Genomic DNA, 17,341 nt, shown 5'->3' on the forward strand with positions numbered 1-17,341 from the left:
GCAACTGAAGACTCGTAAACTCATCCCGGTTCGGTTCAGCCGGCTCGAAACGGTCTAATGAGGTGCGACAACTGGCGCGACCGCGCTTTTCCGACCGTCAATCAGATGCCAGCCTTCCGCGTTTCTTCGCCCTTGGTGAACGCGAAGAAACGGTAGAGTCGAGGTGTGGCGCAGTGGCGGTAGGTTGAACATATCTGTTTGCCGCCCCTTCGTCTGGTCCTGCCTTATTGGTTCAACCTTGGCTCCGTTTCCACGCCCCGCTCATCGAACCGGACCTGCAGATCTCCCGCATCCGGCTCTCGGACAAGTACTCCCGCCTTCACCCACGACACGCCACGTCCAAGTTGGGTCAACGTACGAGCCCGAAGTGCTCGTAAAGATGCGAGTCTGGATAGACCCCGCCCTTGCATCGTCTGGTCTTGTGTTTGGAACGCAGGCACCGGCGCAACCGCACTGCAGTGTAACTGTCGAGTGCCCGGTATGCCTTGCTGGTGGTTCCTAACGAGAAGTGGTTCGCCCATCCGCGCAGCATCCGGTTTACCTTCGCTACTAACAATGTGGTCTCTTGCCATATACCCTTTCGGTCGGTCAGCGCGTGGATGTTCTCCACAGCGCGCCTGATGCTCTTCTTCGATGGCCGTTGCGTCAAGCGGGCCGCTGACGATCCTTTCCGGTCGATCTTCCAGAGAATAGGTGGAAGGGGATCTCGCCGTGTGATGGCGCTCGGGGTGCGGGCACTATAGCTCGGGCCAGAGTGACGCAAGCAAAAGCAGCACAATTCGAACGAATGCGAGATTCCAGACGAGCGAACGAACCAGCGGAACCCAGCTGCGTAGGGCGAGAGATAAACCAGCCTGGCTGAGAGCCCGCTCCCGCCCCTATCTTCCCGCCGACGTTCCCGGCATCGGCATGTTCATTGTGCTTCCCAGCCGTAGGGGGAAATGGCAGCCGAATGAATACGCCCCAACAAATGCCAGCGCTACCCGAATTCGAGGCCGATTCGAATCCTTACGTCCTTCATCTACGACTGCTCACAAGATTGTTAACAATCGGAAAAAGTTTTGTTGACAGACAATTGATTTGAGCCTTCACTTACAAGAGTCCGCGTATCGGTCGAGTTCTGTCGCAACAATGCGCGGCCTCCAAAGGGGAAAGAACAATGATCAACAGACGTTCAATAATCACATCCGCGGCGCGCGGCGCCGTCTTCGCGCTAGCAATCATGGCCGGCGGTACAATCGCGGTGCACGCCGCCAACAAGGAACTCAAGATCGGCTTTGTCGGCGTGACGAGTGGCGCGGCCGCTGCGTGGGGCACATCCAACGTGCGCTCGATGCAGACGCGCGCCGCCTGGATCAACGAAACCGGCGGTGTGAAGATCGGTGACGAGACCTACGACATCAAAATCGTCACCTTCGACGACCAGAAGGACCCGAAGCGGGCGATCGCCGGCATGGAGAAGATGGCCCAGGAGGGCATCCACTATGTGGTCGGTCCGAATGTCGACGACGGCGCGGCGGCGGTGCGTCCCGTGGCCGAATCCAAGGGCATCATCTATTTTCCCTACGCATTCCCGAAGGAACTCTACACCCCGCCGGCGTCTAACGCCGTGCTCGGCATGATCGCCAACTACCAGTCAGCTCCGGCGATCTACAAATATCTCATGGAAAACAGGGGCGTGAAAAAAGTTGCCTTTGTCGCCGCCAACGAATCCGATCCGCTGAGCCAGCGGGATGGCGGTGTTGCCGCGGCAAAGGCGCTCGGGCTTGAGGTTGTGGCTGCCACGGACGTCTACCAAAACGATACCCGCGATTTCACGCCGGTACTGACGCCGATCGTTTTGCAAAAACCGGACCTGCTGGTGCTTTCGGGTGTCGCGCCCGGCAATGCTCCGCTGCTGATCCGCGCCGCGCGCGAGCTCGGCTACGAAGGTCTGATCTCCACCGAAACGGCGCAGGATGCCAAGGTGCTGGAAGAGGGCGCGGGCGAGTTGGCCAACGGCTTCATCTCAGTCGGCGGCGCATCGACGCCGGAAATCGCGTCCGACATGATGAAGGAGTTCGTCGACCGCTATACGAAAATGTTCGGCGAATACAATGACGAGTCCAACACCAAGGTCTACGCGCTTGAATACATCATCGAGACGCTGAAGGCGAACCCGGCCGCCATCGACAATGTCGAGGAGTTCAAGAAGACGATCGACACTTTCTCGGCGCCCAATCCCTACCTGAAGGACGATGCCAAGCTAACCTATGTCGGAATGACGTCGTTCGGCCAGAAGCGCCAGCTTTCGGTCCCGATGGTGGTCACCGAATACCGCGACGGCAAGTTCGAGACACTCTTCGTCGCCCAAGTCGATTGATGCAACTGCACTGAAGCGGATTGCCGCAGAGGCTCGTGCATTCGTCTTGAGCCTCTGAATGGCCGGGGAACCATCCTGATGGAACAAGTCATCGCCAACGGGCTCTATCTTGGCGCGCAATACGCCTTGATCGCGCTCGGTCTGACCCTGATCTTCGCGCTGATGAACGTGCTCAACTTTGCCCATGGGCAGATGTACGTTCTCGGCGGCTTCATCACCTACACCGTCTATGGCCAGCTCGGCATGCCTTTCGTCGTCGCGCTCGTTGCGTCCGGGATCACGCTGCTGGTCATTGGAGCGCTGGTCGAGAAATTCCTTTTCAGAACGGTGATCAAGCGAAGCGTGCGGGAGGAAAGTACGATGCTTCTCGCGGCGGCGGTCGCATTCTTCCTCGACGCCGTGATCCTCCTCCTGTTCGGTGAAAAGCAGCGCGGGGTGCCGAAGATCGTCAACGGCGTCTTCGTCTCCGACAGCCTCATAATGCCTTACGACCGGCTGCTGGTCGGCGCTCTCGCCATACTGTTCATCGCATCCTTCGTGCTTTTCATGCAGTATAGCAAGCCGGGGCGCGCCATGCGGGCCTTGGCGCAGGACCGGGTCGCGGCGCAGCTTATGGGCGTCGAGGTCGACCGTTATTCGATGATCGGCTTTGCGCTTGGCGCCATGCTTGCCGGCATAGTCGGCGGGCTGCTGGTCGCCATCACCGGCGTCAATTCGGGCATCGGCGGACCGATCTCGATCAAGGCGTTCTTGATGGTGATGATTGGTGGGGCCGGCGTCGTCAGCGGAGCAATCGCCGGCGGCTTCATCCTCGGCATGATGGAATCGGTCGGCCTGACAGTGCTACGCCACTATGGCGACGTTACCTATCTCGTCATCTTCGCCGCGCTGATGGTCTTCCTCAGCATCCGTCCGAACGGGCTCATGGGCAAGCCGTGGGGGTGATGGACATGAAGCGTACACGCAACACCCTCGCCGTCGCTGTCTTCCTGCTGGTCGTACTCATCGGCGTGCCCTGGCTGATCGAGGCGACCGGTCGGCTCGACCTCTACTATACGCTGACCTCGGTCGCGTTGCTCAGTATCGCCAGCGCCGGCGTATGGGTGACCTTCTACATCGGCCGCATCAATATCGGCCAGGGTGCCTTCGCGCTTATGGGCGGCTATGTTTCGGCTATCCTTGTCGTCCAGTATGGTGTGTCGTTCTGGCTGACACTGCCGCTGGCCGGGCTGTTCTGCGCCGCTGCAAGCGTGCTGATCGGACTGCCCATCCTCAGGCTCCGCGGCGTTTATTTCGCCATGGTCACACTGGTTTTGACCGAAGTAGCGCGGCTGCTGGCGCTGGCGCTGCCGATCACCAACGGCGCCAAGGGCATGGTGAGCATTCCGCTCCCCGGCGGCATTTCGATCGTCGGCCTGACCATCCTTCCCGATTTCGCGACGCTCGCCAATCCACGCCCGGCGTTCTATCTCGTCTCGGTGGTGCTGATGGTGCTGTGCTTTGCCGGGCTTTACCGCCTTGTCCATTCGCGCATCGGCAAGCTCTGCCAGTCGCTGCAGCAGAACGAGGAACTGGCCTCCTCGATCGGCGTCAACATCGCCTATCTGCGCGTCATCGCCTACGCCATCTCCTCGTTCCTCGGCGGTCTCGGCGGGGCGATGTTCGTCGCCATCTCGCAGTCGATCTATCCGTCCAGCTTCACCGTCACGGACTCGGTGAATTTCATGCTGAACTGCTTCCTCGGCGGGCTCAGCTATGTCTTCGGGCCGATGATCGGCACCTTCGTGCTCTATTTCGGCTGGGATTTCCTGTTCGAGACCGGCGAGTTCCAGTTGCTGATCTTCTCGTCGGTGCTGATCGCGCTGATGTTGTTCCTTCCCAACGGGCTGCTCAGCCTCCGGCTGTTCGGCAAGAAGCAGGGCTAGGACCATGACCGAGCTTCTCCAGATCAAGGCAGTGACCAAACGCTTCGGCGGGCTGGTCGCGGTCAACAATGTTTCCTTCGCCGTCCGCGAACGCGAAATCCTCTCCGTGATCGGTCCCAACGGCGCCGGCAAATCAACGCTGTTCAAGCTGATTTCCTCTTTCCTCAGTCCGACCTCGGGCGAGGTGCTGTTTGGCGGACAGCGGATTTCAGGCCTGGCGCCGCATATCGTCGCCCGGAAGGGCGTCGTCCGCACATTCCAGGAGACGACGATCTTCAAGGGCATGACCGTGCGCGACAACGTCATCATCGCACATCACCTGCGTTCCAATGCCACCCTTGCCGGCTTCTATCTCGGCACGACTACAGCGCGGCGCGACGAGGCCGAATTCGGGCGATCCGCCGACGAGATCATCGACTTCCTCGATCTCGGCGCGCAACGGCATGAGATCGCGAGCACGCTGCCGCACGGGCATCTGCGCGCCCTCGGGATTGCCATCGGCCTCGCCACCAACCCGACCGTGCTCCTGCTCGACGAACCCTTTGCCGGCATGAACCACGACGAAACCGTGCGTGCGGTGAAAATGGTGCGCGGCGTCCGCAAACGCGGCGTGACCGTGCTACTCGTCGAGCACGACATGCCCGCCGTGATGAACATTTCCGACCGTATCGTCGTCCTGAACTTCGGCGTCAAAATCGCCGAGGGAACGCCGAAAGAAATCCAAGAGAACGAAAAGGTCATCGAAGCCTATCTCGGCGCCGAAGACGAGACGATCGGATTTTAGCCATGAGCGAACTGCTGAGCGTCTCCAATGTCGAACTCTACTACGACCACGTCTATGCGCTGAAGGGCGTGTCGCTCAACGTCAACGAGGGCGAGACGGTAGCGCTGATCGGCGCAAACGGCGCGGGCAAATCGTCAATCCTGCGCGCCATCACCGGCCTGAAAAAAGTCCGCAGCGGCGAGATCCATTTCCAGGGCCGCCGCATCGACAAAACGCGGCCGGACGAGCTGGTCAGGATGGGCATCGCTATGGTGCCGGAGGGCCGGCGCGTCTTTTCCTACATGACCGTGCGCGACAATCTGATGATGGGCGCATTCACCCGCACCGACAAGGCCGACATCGCCAGGACGCTGGACATGGTGCTCGGGCGTTTTCCGCGCCTGAAGGAACGCTATTCGCAGACGGCGGGCACGATGAGCGGCGGCGAACAGCAGATGCTGGTGATCGGGCGGGCGCTGATGGCCAAGCCGAAGCTGCTCTTGCTCGACGAACCCTCGCTCGGCGTCGCGCCGAAGCTCGTGCAGGACATCGCCCGCTCGATCGTCGCGATCAACCGCGACGAAAAGGTCAGCGTGCTGCTGGTCGAGCAGAATTCGCGCATGGCGCTGCGCATCTCGCAGCGCGCCTACGCACTGACGACCGGAACGATCGCGCTGGCCGGATATTCGGCTGAGCTGCTTGGCGACGACCGGGTCAAGAAACTCTATCTCGGCGGCGAAATATGAAGGCGCAAAATGGACATACTCGTCGTCAATCCCAACACCACCGCGTCCATGACCGAGAAGATCGGCAAGGCGGCACGCGGCGCGGCTTCGGCCGGCACCAGGATCATCGCGGCCAATCCGAGGGATGGGCCGCCGAGCATAGAAGGCTATTTCGACGAGGTCTTCGCCATCCCGGGAATGATCGGCGAGATCCAAAAACATCCGGCGGCGAGCGCCTGCGTCATCGCCTGCTTCGACGACACCGGCCTAGACGCGGCGCGCTGCGTCGGGGAGATGCCGGTGGTCGGCATCGGCGAAGCGGCGTTTCACATGGCGAGCCTGATTGCCGGCAGGTTCAGCGTCGTGACGACGCTGTCGCGTTCGGTGCCGGCGATTGAGCACAATCTGGTGCGCTACGGCCTCGCCAGCCGCTGCGCCAGGGTGCGGGCAAGCGACGTTCCCGTTCTGGAGCTCGAAGTGCTCGGCTCCAACGCCCGCCATCGAATTTCAGAGGAGATCGAGTGCGCCATCCGCGACGACGGGGCCGAAGCGATTGTGCTGGGATGCGCCGGCATGGCCGATCTCGCCGCTGCGCTCAGCCGCGAACATGGCATTCCCGTGCTCGACGGCGTCGCCTGCGCGGTAAAACTCTGCGAGAGCCTCGTCGGCCTTGGCCTGTCGACTTCGAAGCGCGGCGGCTATCAGGTTCCACTCGAAAAATCCTTCGCCGGAATCTTTGCGTCCTTTTCGCCCTCCGGCCGTGTATCCTGATGCGTGCGAAATTTGTTGACAATCCCGCACAGGATGTTCGATGTCCGGCCTGAAACGCGGTGTTCGCGCCGCTATGCGATCCGGCCGCCAGGACAATGAGACGATGGACCTGCTTGGACCAAAGACACGGGATGACGGCAAACCGGCGATGCGCTGGTTTCCGGTCTATGCCGGCCTGCGCGACGCCATCGTCAGCCACCGCCTCGCACCGGGTACAAAACTGCCCGAGGACGAACTCGCCTCGATCTATTCGGTGAGCCGCGCGGTGATACGCGCGGCGCTGCAGGCGCTGTCGCATGACCGCTTGGCCCGGCTCGAGCCGAACCGCGGTGCGTTCGTCGCCCAGCCGACCAAGCAGGAAGCGCGCGAGGTGTTCGAAGCGCGGGCGCTGATCGAGCCCAAGGTCGCGGCGCTTGCCGCCGACGTGGCAAAGCCGGCCGAGATCGCGCAACTGCGGCTTCATCTCGAAAAAGAGCACGAGGCCCTGCATGCCGGCCGCGACAGCGACGCCATTATGCTGTCGGCAAAATTCCATGTCGGCATCGCCGAAATCGCCGGCCATTCGATCCTAACCGGCTTCGTCAAAGACCTGCTGTCGCGGTCGTCGCTGATCATCGCGCTTTACTGGCGCCGCCGCGACACCACCTGCGAAAGCCAGGCCCATCACGCCCTTGTCGATGCCATCGAAAAACATGACGCAAAAGACGCGTCCGACCTGATGCGAAGCCATCTCGTCGACCTGCTGTCGGGCCTTGATCTGACGTTTGGCGAGAAGAAGCCCGAGAGCCTGTCGGACATCTTGCGCTGATCTCCGCTGTCAAACCTCTCGCGGGAGTTCGCCTATGTCCGCGCCATGCTGGGCGTGATTGAAGGCATAGCTTCGGTCCATGACTACTACTGCTTCTTCGTTCCTGCCGTCATAATGGTAGCGCTCGTAGAGTCCCGCGGCGCTGCCCTCCGGCTGGCACTGCTCCTGCTGGGCCATAGAGTCAAATCAGTCCCTCCCGCACAACGAGCCGGTCGGGCAACGCGCCCGATCAGAGCTTGAAGCAATCATAAAGCGCGTGTTGGTCGCTCAAGCCGACCCGGTGAAACGCGATGCGCTCGAGCGGGACATCTGCGCAATGGCAGCAGTTCGTGGTGGACGGCTCCATGTCGCTTCAGGTGGGCATGATAACGGCGACAGCGCGGAAATAGACATGTGAGGTGAAAGAAGCGCTTTGGCAACGTGCGAGTCGAGGTCAGCTGGGCAAGCATCCAGCGGGACGACATTGCGAATGACAATATGTGCCGATCCGGACTTTGTCTCTCTTTCTTAGGCGTCAGGAAATGGCGCAACCTCCTGGTTCAGGAACCGGAACATCTGGTACAGTCGAGGTGTGGCGCGGTGGCGGTAGGTTGAACATATCTGTTTGCCGCCCGTTTCGTCCGGCGGTGCCTTACTGGTCCTCCTGAATCGATCAAAGGCCACGGAACGCTACGGTCGTGCGATCCTTCTTTGGCCCTCACACCCTGACCTGATCACCCCCCCCAGCCGCCTCCCCCGCCTCCGCTCCCGCCGCTCCCGCCCGAAGGAGGAATGATGACAGGCGCAGGAACAGGCTCCTCTTCCACCGGTATAATCACTTTCTTGGCGGCCCTGGGTTTGGGAGCGGGCTTGACGACCTTTGGCGGAGGAACCCTGCGAACGACCTTCGGCGGGGGCGTGCCGACCAGCGCCGTCGGTTCAAATTTGGGTGTCAGAGAATTGCAGCCCATGAGGCCCGCCAGGACGCCGGATAGCGTTGTTCCGATGATTGCTCGCTTCAATGCCCTTTCCACCATTGCCTCCTCCTTGATCAAAACAAGTCCCGACGCGGATTGGCTTCTTCCCACAATCGTCTGGCCGCGTTCACCAGTTGCGTGTCGAGTGAACCGGACCCGGGGATCTTCGATTTCAGTTCCTGGCGCAGCTGCTTCAACGCCGCTGTTTTCGGCTTCGATCCGAATTTTGCCAGCGTCCTTTGGGCTTCCGGCAGTTCCTTGCGCAGGTCGAGCGCAGCCGCAAACGCAAGGAAACGCACTGCAACGGCCTGATCCGCCTTGTCGCCCTTTTGCAATTCGAGGGCCGCGCGATCGAAAGCTGCGAACTGATCGCCCCGCGCGATCCCAATTTCGAACAATCTTTGCGCTTCCGCTAGGTTCCGTTCCACGTCGACACCGTCCCGATACATGCGTGCGAGGCTGCCCGGAGCGTAGGGCTGGCCGAGATCGATTGCCTTCTGAAAAAGCGCCAGCGCCTCTTTCGGGTCCTTCTGAACGCCCTGCCCAGACAAGTAATTGCGGCCGAGCAGGTTCATCGAATACATGTCCTGCCGCTGGACGCCGGCCTCCAGGAAGGCAACGGCGCGGGCCGGATCGGCGGTCACGCCGTTGCGGCCCTCGGTGAAGATTGCGGCAAGATCGTTCATTGCATAGGTGTGCCCCATCGCCGCTGCCTTGAGCAGCAGGTCCAAACCCTTGCTGGTATCAGGTTTGACGCCATACCCATTGAACAAGGCGCGACCCCACGACGTCATGCCATAGGGATCCCCCTTGTCGGACGCCGCCGCGTAAAGCGCGTTGGCCTGTGCGCGGTCGACGGCCATTCCGGTTCCGGTCGCATACATGTAGCCGAGCTCGAACACGGCACGGACGTGTCCCTTCTTGGCGGCTTCCTCGATGGCTGTCCTGCCCTCCTGGACCTTGCCTGCCGCAAGGAGCGCGCGTCCCAGTTCATAGCGAAAGCGCGCGACATCGGGATAAGCCTTGACCGCGGCTTCGCAAACCTCCACCGCGCTGGCGCCAATTTCATTTGGGAGCAGGCCGGGGACGACGCCTTGCAGGTCGAGAGGCTCGCCGGCTGCCGTATCGCACGGATCCACTGTTGGCGATAATTTCATTGTGGCGGGCTTGGATGATCTGCTGTCCGCCCGGATTTCGAAGCCAACCTCGACCGTGGCTTCGGCGCCGATCTGGGGTTCGTAGCGCAGCCGGTCGACTTCACCGGACCTCAGGCTCGAGTCGGGCGCCAAGGTTCGATCGGGCAGCGAGAGCGTTCCCGTTGCCGGATAACCCGAAACTTTCAGGCTGACCGCGGGATCATCGGTCGGGAAGTCCAGGTTCAGCGCAACCGGACCGACACCCACGGGAACATTGAAATTTCGGTTTTCGAGCGCCTCGGCCGCACCGGTGATATGAATGCCGCGCTCCAGCACGTTCTGCTTCTGCTCGGCTTCGAGCGAGGCCATGATCTCTTCGCCTTGCGCGCCTTCGCCGCTCTTGACCCGAAATACCACGATGCCTTGGGTTTGGCCTCCCCAGTTGTCATGCGTGGCATAGGCAAGCATATCCACCTCTTCCTGCGTAGCGACACCCTTGGGAACATCCATCTGCAAATGGGGCAGGTCCTTGCCTTGGATCGGCACGCCCACCTCGACAGGCTTGCCGTCCAGCATCAGGCGCCCCAAGGCAGGCGGTCTTTCGATGCTCAGGGTAATCGTACCGCCATCGACATCGACCGGTTCAGGCAGCCCCAAGTCGACGGGTCCGACTCCTGACAGCACGACCTTCTCCAGTACGGGCGGCAGCGAGGGGCGATTGCTGCGGCGCATAAGCACGACCTCGTCGATCAGCGACGAGTTCTCCCAGGGAACTTGGAGGCCGTTTGTGGCTTCCACCACATCGCGGCGCACCGCCGCCATTACGGTGCGGATCTCCTGGTTCGGGGCCAGCGCGCGACGGGAAAACGCTGCCGAAAACGGACTGAGTTCGCCGGCGCCGTCATAAGCCGCCGCCCCGGGTTCGGTGGCAAAGGCAATCAGGGTATTGAGCGAGCTTCTCACCTGTGCGAGCCCGGTATTGCCGGCGGTAATGAGCTGGTCTCTCAGCCAGTAATTCTTGCGTGGGAACGGATTGTTGCGGCAGGCATCGAGGATGATCACCTGGATCTTCGATTTCGAACGCAACTGTTCCAGCACATCGTTGAGTTTGACGGTCTGGACTTCGATGTCTGCCGCCTGCTTCAAGGAGGCATCGACCGGAATCAGGAAGTTTTCGCCGCCGATCTGGAAGCCGTGACCGGAATAGTAGACTACGGCTAGGTCGGCGCCGTCGACTGCGGCCAGATAGTTGCGAAACTGCTCCTCGAACTGCAGCTTGGTCAGATCGCTTGCGACGAAGACCTCAAAACCGGCCAGTCGAAACGTTTTGGATACGTCCTCGGCATCCCTGGCCGGGTTCTTGAGAGCGGGGAATTGTCGGTAGTCCGAATTGCCGATGACAAAAGCGACCCTTCTGTCGGCGCAAGCGTCAAAGGTCGTGAAGCTCGTAAGGATGAAGGCTGCGATGAATCCGCAAAGTCGGAGCATGGCAAATCCCTAACCGCTGTTACCTGGCAACCACGAGAACACAGCATGTGGTAGCAAGGTCCGTTAGAGGGCATGCAATCTGCCGAGACAGAAAGAGAGAAAAGCCGTCGCGACAGCGGGCATATTCCTCATTTATCAAGTGCTAAAGTACATCAGAGGCTGAGTGTCCGCAATGATTGTCAAACGGCTTCTGAACTCGGCTATTCGGACCGTGGTCGCTTTGGTCTCTTTAACTACGCCCAACGATACGAGCCGCACCGGAGCAGCGACAGCAACCATTTCCGGTCGCGCCGATGGTCCGACTGCTGGTCAGCGGTCCGCGTTTCAGCGCCCGCGAAATCCGCTCGCCTACTTAGCAACATGTGTCGGAGGGCTGGGCCTCAAGACGAAAATCGGGCTGCTATTGGGATCGACGCGACATGGGGTTCACTGTGCCGACTTAACCCAATGATCCGACACTTGACTTGGTCCGGCGAGAGCTAGGAAGCCGGTCGCAGGCTAGCTGCTGCACCAATGATCTTATCACACTTCTGCGGGCCTTGGCGTGGATCGTCTCGCCGAAGCCGGAAGACTTAACCGCCTGATGCTTGCAACCCCTTGATCTCAACGCAGTCTACCTCATTCAAACAAAGCCGAAGCAGGCGCGGCATTGGTTCTGCTTCAATGCCGCGCCGGCAGCGAACGCGCCCGGCTCAGGGGGTCAGAAACGGAGGTCATGCCGAGTTAATTTTCGAATGTACACCCTAGAAGGTGCGCTTGACGGATCGGCGAGGTCCGGTTTTGTAGAGGTTTCTTGTCGGAGGCTTCTTTATCTAATCGGAGCGCGACAAGGCAATCGAGATCACATTGTCAGTATCTGTTTCAGGTAGCTCGAACAGCATTGGCAAAAATTGGCCGCTCGGGCGGCGTTCTCATGATCACCGTCCCTAAGCGAGCTCGGACTTTACGACTTTCCAGGATACCTATGGTCCTGACGCAGCGGGTGGAGCTAGCCGTCACTTCCCTACACCCTGTGCGCCGCCACCAATCTCGCGTAGAAGGGCCCTGGCCGAACTCGGCCCTGCGACGCGAGAACTCCATGCGAATAGTGTTGCCTGTCCTGTTGCTCGGCGCCGCCCTCGCCAGCCTGTCGCCCGCCCGGGCAGCGGCCGGCGATTGCGGCGATGCCGCCGCCCTGGTGCAGCAGGCCTATCCCAAGGCCCGAAAGAGCGCCGACGGCACCTCGTTCACGCTTGAACCCCATACCAGCACCGCCTCGACGCTCCCGGAGAGCGATGCGCCATTCGGCCTGGCCTGCAAGATCTGGCCGGCTCATGACGACCTGCTTTTGGTCGCGGTACCGCTGATTGACAGCGCTAACGGCGACCACCTGCATGTCGGCGATATCGAGCTTCTGGTCGTCGACAGGAATACGCTGCGTGTGCGCCAGCGCCTGCTCCAGCCTCGACTGATGACCGATGATGCCATCGCGATCCGTAAGGTGGAATTCGACACCGGCCGCTATGCAATGGCCCCTGAGGTCACCGCCTTCGGCCTGCGCATCGAAATGGCAAACCATTCGCAGGCCAATCCCTTCACTGAAACCGACCTGCGGCTCTATGCCCTCGCCGGCGGTGCGCTGCGCGTGGTGCTCGACGGTCTCGTGGTGGCCGGCACTGGCGGCGAAGGCGATGCCAGTTGCGCCGGATCCTTCCATTCCAGCCAGGTCAGGCTGACGATGAGCCCGGCGCGCCACCACGGCTATCATGACATCATTGCGGTCGAGCGGACGGATACCGACAATCCCTCCCCCGACCAGAATGGCGAATGCCAGTCCCATCCTGGCAAGCCTGTGAAGCGGACCTACCGGATGCGCTATGACGGCAGCCGCTATGCGGTTCCCGCGGCACTCAAGGTGATGGGGTTGTGACGCGGCCGCACACGTCCCTGCCTTGGTTCGTCAATGTGATCAATTCCAGTTGAAAGGGTATCGACCATTAATTCTCTCGTGGTAGGAGGCGCTCAAGGGGGCTCTTCCCAAAGGAGCTGATGATTTGTGGTGGTCAAGATTCAAAAGGGGTTTTGCGGGAACGTGGGACGACAGACTTGACGGGCTCTTCTCCGCAAAGGTCGACTACGCCGGAAAATCCATTCTCGATGTTGGCTGCAATATGGGTGTTGTCGCCTATGAGATATCCAAGCTGAAACCCAGTTCGATCCATGGGATCGACATTGCCAAGCCGCATATCGAGACTGCAAAGATGTTGTTGAGCGGCTCCCCGGTACATGCCCGGTTCGATCGCCTGAATCTTGGCAGCCGGCGCCTCGGCAATATCCTTCTACCGAAATACGATATCGTCCTGCTGCTGGCCGTCTATCAGCACATGCAGCGCAACATCGGCCCAGGCAAGGCGCGAAGGGTGCTTTCCAATATTGTGAGGCGCACCTCAAACGTCGTTGCCCGCGTTCCGCCTGGAACGGATGGCGAATTTATCGAAACGCTTTCTGACGAGGGGTTCAAGGTCAAGAGCACTCACACATCGCCTCTTGGTAGTCATGTGCTGGTGCTTGAGAAACCTGCCTTCGGAAATCCGCAGCCATGATGACACATTGCTTGTGGTAGTCTGCCTCTTCAACATCCATGTACCAGCAGCGGGCGCAGACCCGCTGCCTGCCTGCAACTCGGCTCGGGCAGCGCCGATTCGCCGGCAGAAAGCATTTTGCGGATGAACTTCGCGCCAATGCCGTTGACATTGAGGGCCGCGGCTGCGGTGTTCTCTGCCACTGCCTTAACAGCCTGGATGCGCCCGTTGGCGTAGACGAATTTGGCCGTCATGGCGAGAGCACTGGCCGTCCCGCCTGCGGTCAGCGCGCCGCCGGTGTCGAAATTCAGCCATGTGCGCTATCAGCTCGCAGGCGCCCGTCCAGCGCTCTGGCTCAGGGCGCCGGGCGAGTGAACAGGGTTCGGAATAGCTCCTCAGCACGCCGCACTCCTTCATCTGTCAGAACCACTGACTTCGCCTTGTTTGCGGGATTCGCGATCAGCCCCTTCTCGTGCAAGCGATCCAGAGCATTCCAATCCAACCCCTTCCAGGCGCGCCTCTCTTCATGCAGCGTCAGCCAAAGCAGGCCCATAACGGCATCGTCGATCTTGTCGGTGTCGATCTCCATGCGAGCAGTTTAACACGCGAAGCGCCGCTGCCACGATCCACACCGTAGGGTTATTCCTCGCGCAACGGTTCGCCTGAAAACAAATGCTTCACCTAGGCGTCGCATGCGCGACGGCGTCATTTGGGGGGACGAGCCGGGGATCCGAGTTCATCATGGTGCCTAAGCGGCCGTGGCAGCCCTTGCCGCTGGCAATGAAATGCGGATTGGCGAAATCCTCGTCCTCGCTCTGGTTGCGCTGCAGGCGAGCGGCTGACCGTCCAGCGTACGCGTCATGCCGCCGGCAGCGCGCAGTGCCGCGTCACCCCGCCGCGGTGTCCCATTCCATAGTGCGACCGACGCGCGGATACGTTTTGCGGGACACTTTCTTCTCCGACCCGCTCTCCGACCGCAGAAGTCCCAACCTTGCCAGAGGTGAATTTTTGGGCCTGAGCGGTTATCGCGGAACGCATTCCGGGCCACAACCGACTTTGCGACATCCCTTCACTGATTCACTGCCCGTCTAGCGCCAGATTGCGAAATCCGCTGTGAGGGTCGGGGCTTCGCAACAACCGCTCAAGGTCGTTCCGACATTGCAGGGCTGACGTGTTTTCATCGAGCCAAGACTGACTCTGGTACCGTGCCGGGAATGAGCTATAGTTCAGATATTAAGACGGCCGGGCGCCTGCACAATGGCTGGACTGGGAGAACAGATTGCGCGTCAGCAGCGCACCATGGGACCGCTCCTGGTGGCGGCAGTGGTCATCGGCCTTATCGGTCTGCCCGTCGCAGCCTGGCTCGACCTCCGAGACCTGTCGGAACGGATGCTGCGCAGGCAAGCCAGCGAAATCAGCCGCATCATCGACGAAATGCGCGGATTCTACGGCAGCGACGTCGTGGGACGCGTGCTGCAAGCTAACGGCGCAGTGACTGCGACGCACAACTACCGGGACGTGCCAGGCGCGATCCCTATTCCAGCAACCCTCTCGATCGAACTCGGCAAGCGCATCAGCGCTCACGACGGCTCGGTCAAATATCGGTTCGTCTCGGATCTGCCTTTCAAAGGTCGCGCGCCCCACCAGCTCGATGCGTTCGAGCGGAATGCAATCTTGGCTTTGCGCGCCAACCCGAAGGAGCCGATCATCGAGGTCTCGGGTTCACTGTTTGACCGGCAGGTCCGCGCCGCGGCCCCTGTTGTAATGGGACAAGTCTGCGTGACCTGCCATAACTCACACCCGGACAGCCCCAAGACGGACTGGAAGGTAGGGGATGTCCGAGGGATCCAGGAGATATCAGTCAATCAGCCTATCGCCGCGAACGTGCTGACCTTCAAGTATCTGCTGCTATATTTCGGTTTCGCGGCGGCGGCGGGCCTGACGTTCATTCTCCTGCAGCGTCGGCAGTCCGCGTTGATTCAGGGCATCAACAAGGAGCTTTCGGAGGCAAACGACTTCCTGGCCGCGATTTCATTGAAGATCGCCAAATACCTTTCGCCTCAAATCTACAAAAGCATCTTCAGCGGCCAGAAGGACGTCACCATCGCGACCGAGCGCAAGAAGCTCACGATCTTTTTCTCCGACGTCAAGGATTTCACCGCGATCGTGGAACGGCTCCAGCCCGAGGACCTGACGCTTCTCCTCAACGAGTACTTCACCGAGATGTCGACGATCGCGCTCAAACACGGCGGCACCGTCGACAAGTTCATCGGCGACGCGCTTCTTGTGTTCTTCGGAGACCCCGAGACGCAGGGCATCGAGGAAGACGCGAGAGCCTGCTTGCGCATGGCTGTCGACATGCAGCGTCGTCTGGAGCAGTTGAACAGGGTGTGGCATGACCGCGGAGTTGAACGGCCCTTCCGAGCTCGCATGGGCATCAACACGGGCTATTGCAATGTTGGGAACTTCGGTTCCGATGATCGGATGGACTACACGATCATTGGAGCCGAAGCGAACTTGGCGGCCCGGCTGCAGTCGATTGCCGAGCCCGGCGGCATCTGCCTCAGCTATGAGACTTACGCGCTCGTGCGCGACCTTGTCCGGGCGCGTCCATTAGCACCGATTGCCATGAAGGGGATCAGCCGGGAGGTTGTCCCCTACGAAGTCGAGGGCCTCCTGGGTGAACTCGCCCAGCGCCCTCAGGTCATCAGCGAGCATGCGACTGGTCTCGACTTGTTCCTCGATGTTGAGGCAATCGACGAGAACGGGGTGGAGCGGGCGAAGAAACGACTTTCGGAGGCGCTCCTGGCCTTAACCATCCGAAGCAAGCCCGCCGCATTTTAGGTTCTTGAACGTGATGCAATCCGGACCGTGGAACGGGCAACCTAGCTGTGTTCCGTGACAGTCGGCTAAACCGTCGTAGTAATGGGGAGCGCGACAAGCCGGTAAGCGACGCTTGCGCCCTGCGTCGCGAGACCGTGGCACTCACGCAGCCTCGATGTCGGTCTGCGGAAAGTCGGCGCCTTTGAACATTAACGGCTGGTTAAAATGCTGGGCACAAGCATAGGCGAAGCAGTCACCAAAGTTCAGCCCGCGCCGGGTGCCGGCCCTTCCCGAAGCGATCGAAAGCATCAATCGCGAGTCGAGCCGTGTTCGGCGGCACCGCGACCATGTCAATCTCCATCAATGAGAGATAGCTTTCCACGGCCTCGGCCGCCTCGCTGATTGCCAAGTCCAAGACTCTCGCGACCGCGATTGCAGCTTCCCATACCGCAAGTGGCGAGGTCAGCCGCTTTCTGGTCTGCTGCATGCGTGCAAGGAGTCCGCGCTCCTCTTGGGGGCGTCGATGAACATCAGTCATTCTCGTACAGGCTGTCGCGAAACGCCTTGTCGGCGGGCCTGCCGTGATCAGGCTTGCCCCGGGCTCGCAGATCACGGCAGAACCTGAGGCCGATCTCCACCAGGGACGGTCCAGCCTGTTCGCGCTCAAGCTCATGCTTGAGCGCGGCTTGGACGGCCTCTGTCAGACTAGTCCTCTTAAGCGCGGCGGCCTGCGAGGGTTTCGTTTGGAAGAAACGCTTCACTGAACAACGCCTCACTCAGGCTTTGCCTGGACATTTAGAATCGGCGCGCCTGATCGGTTGCAGATCGGGCCGAATGCCAGCGCCATGGTGGGCGTCGAGATAGAAGACGTCACGGCGAGCGGTGCAAATCACTGCTTCGAGTACGGCCGGTACCAGTCGACAAACTTCTTCAGCCCGTCCTCTATCGAAACGCTAGGCCTGAAGCCGAAATTCCGCTCCAGCGCGGTCATGTCGGCGTAAGTCTTCTCGACGTCGCTCGCCT

15 protein-coding genes and 2 pseudogenes are annotated in these 17,341 nt (G+C 60.6%); 10 read left to right on the forward strand and 7 right to left on the reverse strand.

The window, feature by feature from the left end; genetic code table 11:
• Window positions 1–349: 349 nt before the first annotated feature.
• Window positions 350–610: a group II intron maturase-specific domain-containing protein gene (locus NKJ91_RS31715; RefSeq protein WP_352458636.1), complete on the reverse strand. Its 261-nt coding sequence runs from the start codon at window positions 608–610 to the stop codon at window positions 350–352.
• A 549-nt stretch (window positions 611–1,159) separates the two neighbouring features.
• Between NKJ91_RS31715 and NKJ91_RS31720 the strand changes: the two genes are divergently transcribed.
• The 7 genes from NKJ91_RS31720 (at window position 1,160) to NKJ91_RS31750 (ending at window position 7,354) form a co-directional block, all read left to right on the forward strand.
• Complete coding sequence (locus NKJ91_RS31720; RefSeq protein ID WP_352458637.1) at window positions 1,160–2,362, forward strand: ABC transporter substrate-binding protein; 1,203 nt, start codon at window positions 1,160–1,162, stop codon at window positions 2,360–2,362.
• Window positions 2,363–2,440: 78 nt separating this feature from the next.
• A complete protein-coding gene (locus tag NKJ91_RS31725; protein WP_352458638.1) occupies window positions 2,441–3,307 on the forward strand; it encodes a branched-chain amino acid ABC transporter permease in 867 nt (288 codons plus the stop codon).
• 5 nt (window positions 3,308–3,312) lie between these two features.
• Window positions 3,313–4,287 carry a branched-chain amino acid ABC transporter permease gene (locus NKJ91_RS31730; RefSeq protein ID WP_352458639.1) on the forward strand — a complete coding sequence of 325 codons (975 nt, stop codon included), beginning with the start codon at window positions 3,313–3,315 and terminating at the stop codon, window positions 4,285–4,287.
• A 4-nt stretch (window positions 4,288–4,291) separates the two neighbouring features.
• Window positions 4,292–5,071, forward strand: a complete 780-nt coding sequence (locus NKJ91_RS31735; protein ID WP_023678634.1) for an ABC transporter ATP-binding protein — start codon at window positions 4,292–4,294, stop codon at window positions 5,069–5,071.
• 2 nt (window positions 5,072–5,073) lie between these two features.
• Entirely contained in the window at window positions 5,074–5,796 is a 723-nt protein-coding gene (locus NKJ91_RS31740; RefSeq protein ID WP_352458640.1) for an ABC transporter ATP-binding protein, read from the forward strand.
• Between the two features lie 9 nt (window positions 5,797–5,805).
• Window positions 5,806–6,546, forward strand: a complete 741-nt coding sequence (locus NKJ91_RS31745) for an aspartate/glutamate racemase family protein (RefSeq protein WP_352458641.1) — start codon at window positions 5,806–5,808, stop codon at window positions 6,544–6,546.
• Window positions 6,547–6,649: 103 nt separating this feature from the next.
• Window positions 6,650–7,354: a GntR family transcriptional regulator gene (locus NKJ91_RS31750; protein WP_352458649.1), complete on the forward strand. Its 705-nt coding sequence runs from the start codon at window positions 6,650–6,652 to the stop codon at window positions 7,352–7,354.
• Window positions 7,355–8,384: 1,030 nt separating this feature from the next.
• Here the strand turns inward: NKJ91_RS31750 and NKJ91_RS31755 are convergent.
• Window positions 8,385–10,934, reverse strand: coding sequence for a caspase family protein (locus NKJ91_RS31755; protein ID WP_352458642.1), 2,550 nt, complete (start codon window positions 10,932–10,934; stop codon window positions 8,385–8,387).
• A gap of 1,078 nt (window positions 10,935–12,012) precedes the next feature.
• On the opposite strand from NKJ91_RS31755, the gene NKJ91_RS31760 reads away from it, so the two are divergent.
• Window positions 12,013–12,843, forward strand: a complete 831-nt coding sequence (locus NKJ91_RS31760; RefSeq protein ID WP_352458643.1) for a PA3715 family protein — start codon at window positions 12,013–12,015, stop codon at window positions 12,841–12,843.
• 124 nt (window positions 12,844–12,967) lie between these two features.
• Window positions 12,968–13,516, forward strand: a complete 549-nt coding sequence (locus NKJ91_RS31765) for a class I SAM-dependent methyltransferase (RefSeq protein ID WP_352458644.1) — start codon at window positions 12,968–12,970, stop codon at window positions 13,514–13,516.
• Between the two features lie 29 nt (window positions 13,517–13,545).
• On the opposite strand, the gene NKJ91_RS31770 is transcribed toward NKJ91_RS31765, so the two are convergent.
• The 3 genes and pseudogenes from NKJ91_RS31770 to NKJ91_RS31780 all read right to left on the reverse strand — a co-directional run.
• Window positions 13,546–13,749, reverse strand: coding sequence for a hypothetical protein (locus NKJ91_RS31770; protein ID WP_352458645.1), 204 nt, complete (start codon window positions 13,747–13,749; stop codon window positions 13,546–13,548).
• A gap of 101 nt (window positions 13,750–13,850) precedes the next feature.
• Window positions 13,851–14,084 (reverse strand): DUF6429 family protein, encoded by a 234-nt coding sequence (locus NKJ91_RS31775; RefSeq protein WP_352458646.1) that lies wholly within the window; start codon window positions 14,082–14,084, stop codon window positions 13,851–13,853.
• Window positions 14,085–14,262: 178 nt separating this feature from the next.
• A pseudogene (locus NKJ91_RS31780) lies at window positions 14,263–14,430 on the reverse strand (inositol monophosphatase family protein); the annotation flags it as partial.
• A gap of 322 nt (window positions 14,431–14,752) precedes the next feature.
• Here NKJ91_RS31780 and NKJ91_RS31785 point away from each other — a divergent pair.
• Complete coding sequence (locus NKJ91_RS31785; protein ID WP_352458647.1) at window positions 14,753–16,339, forward strand: adenylate/guanylate cyclase domain-containing protein; 1,587 nt, start codon at window positions 14,753–14,755, stop codon at window positions 16,337–16,339.
• 141 nt (window positions 16,340–16,480) lie between these two features.
• On the opposite strand, the pseudogene NKJ91_RS31790 reads toward NKJ91_RS31785, so the two are convergent.
• Both NKJ91_RS31790 and NKJ91_RS31795 read right to left on the reverse strand, forming a co-directional pair.
• Window positions 16,481–16,856: pseudogene (locus NKJ91_RS31790) on the reverse strand (type II toxin-antitoxin system VapC family toxin).
• Window positions 16,849–17,079 (reverse strand): type II toxin-antitoxin system VapB family antitoxin, encoded by a 231-nt coding sequence (locus tag NKJ91_RS31795; protein ID WP_352458648.1) that lies wholly within the window; start codon window positions 17,077–17,079, stop codon window positions 16,849–16,851. Before NKJ91_RS31795 ends, NKJ91_RS31790 begins: the two are co-directional and overlap by 8 nt.
• Window positions 17,080–17,341 lie beyond the last annotated feature (262 nt).

This window comes from Mesorhizobium sp. M0040 (genome assembly GCF_040323505.1).
GTDB lineage: Bacteria > Pseudomonadota > Alphaproteobacteria > Rhizobiales > Rhizobiaceae > Mesorhizobium.

What these genes read in the sequence shown, in the direction of transcription:
- NKJ91_RS31720 (WP_352458637.1), top strand. Translation starts at nt 1,160, where the DNA reads ATGATCAACAGACGTTCAATAATCACATCCGCGGCGCGCGGCGCCGTC.
- NKJ91_RS31725 (WP_352458638.1), top strand. Translation starts at nt 2,441, where the DNA reads ATGGAACAAGTCATCGCCAACGGGCTCTATCTTGGCGCGCAATACGCC.
- NKJ91_RS31730 (WP_352458639.1), top strand. Translation starts at nt 3,313, where the DNA reads ATGAAGCGTACACGCAACACCCTCGCCGTCGCTGTCTTCCTGCTGGTC.
- NKJ91_RS31735 (WP_023678634.1), top strand. Translation starts at nt 4,292, where the DNA reads ATGACCGAGCTTCTCCAGATCAAGGCAGTGACCAAACGCTTCGGCGGG.
- NKJ91_RS31740 (WP_352458640.1), top strand. Translation starts at nt 5,074, where the DNA reads ATGAGCGAACTGCTGAGCGTCTCCAATGTCGAACTCTACTACGACCAC.
- NKJ91_RS31745 (WP_352458641.1), top strand. Translation starts at nt 5,806, where the DNA reads ATGGACATACTCGTCGTCAATCCCAACACCACCGCGTCCATGACCGAG.
- NKJ91_RS31750 (WP_352458649.1), top strand. Translation starts at nt 6,650, where the DNA reads ATGGACCTGCTTGGACCAAAGACACGGGATGACGGCAAACCGGCGATG.
- NKJ91_RS31755 (WP_352458642.1), bottom strand. Translation starts at nt 10,934, where the DNA reads ATGCTCCGACTTTGCGGATTCATCGCAGCCTTCATCCTTACGAGCTTC.
- NKJ91_RS31760 (WP_352458643.1), top strand. Translation starts at nt 12,013, where the DNA reads ATGCGAATAGTGTTGCCTGTCCTGTTGCTCGGCGCCGCCCTCGCCAGC.
- NKJ91_RS31770 (WP_352458645.1), bottom strand. Translation starts at nt 13,749, where the DNA reads ATGACGGCCAAATTCGTCTACGCCAACGGGCGCATCCAGGCTGTTAAG.
- NKJ91_RS31775 (WP_352458646.1), bottom strand. Translation starts at nt 14,084, where the DNA reads ATGGAGATCGACACCGACAAGATCGACGATGCCGTTATGGGCCTGCTT.
- NKJ91_RS31785 (WP_352458647.1), top strand. Translation starts at nt 14,753, where the DNA reads ATGGCTGGACTGGGAGAACAGATTGCGCGTCAGCAGCGCACCATGGGA.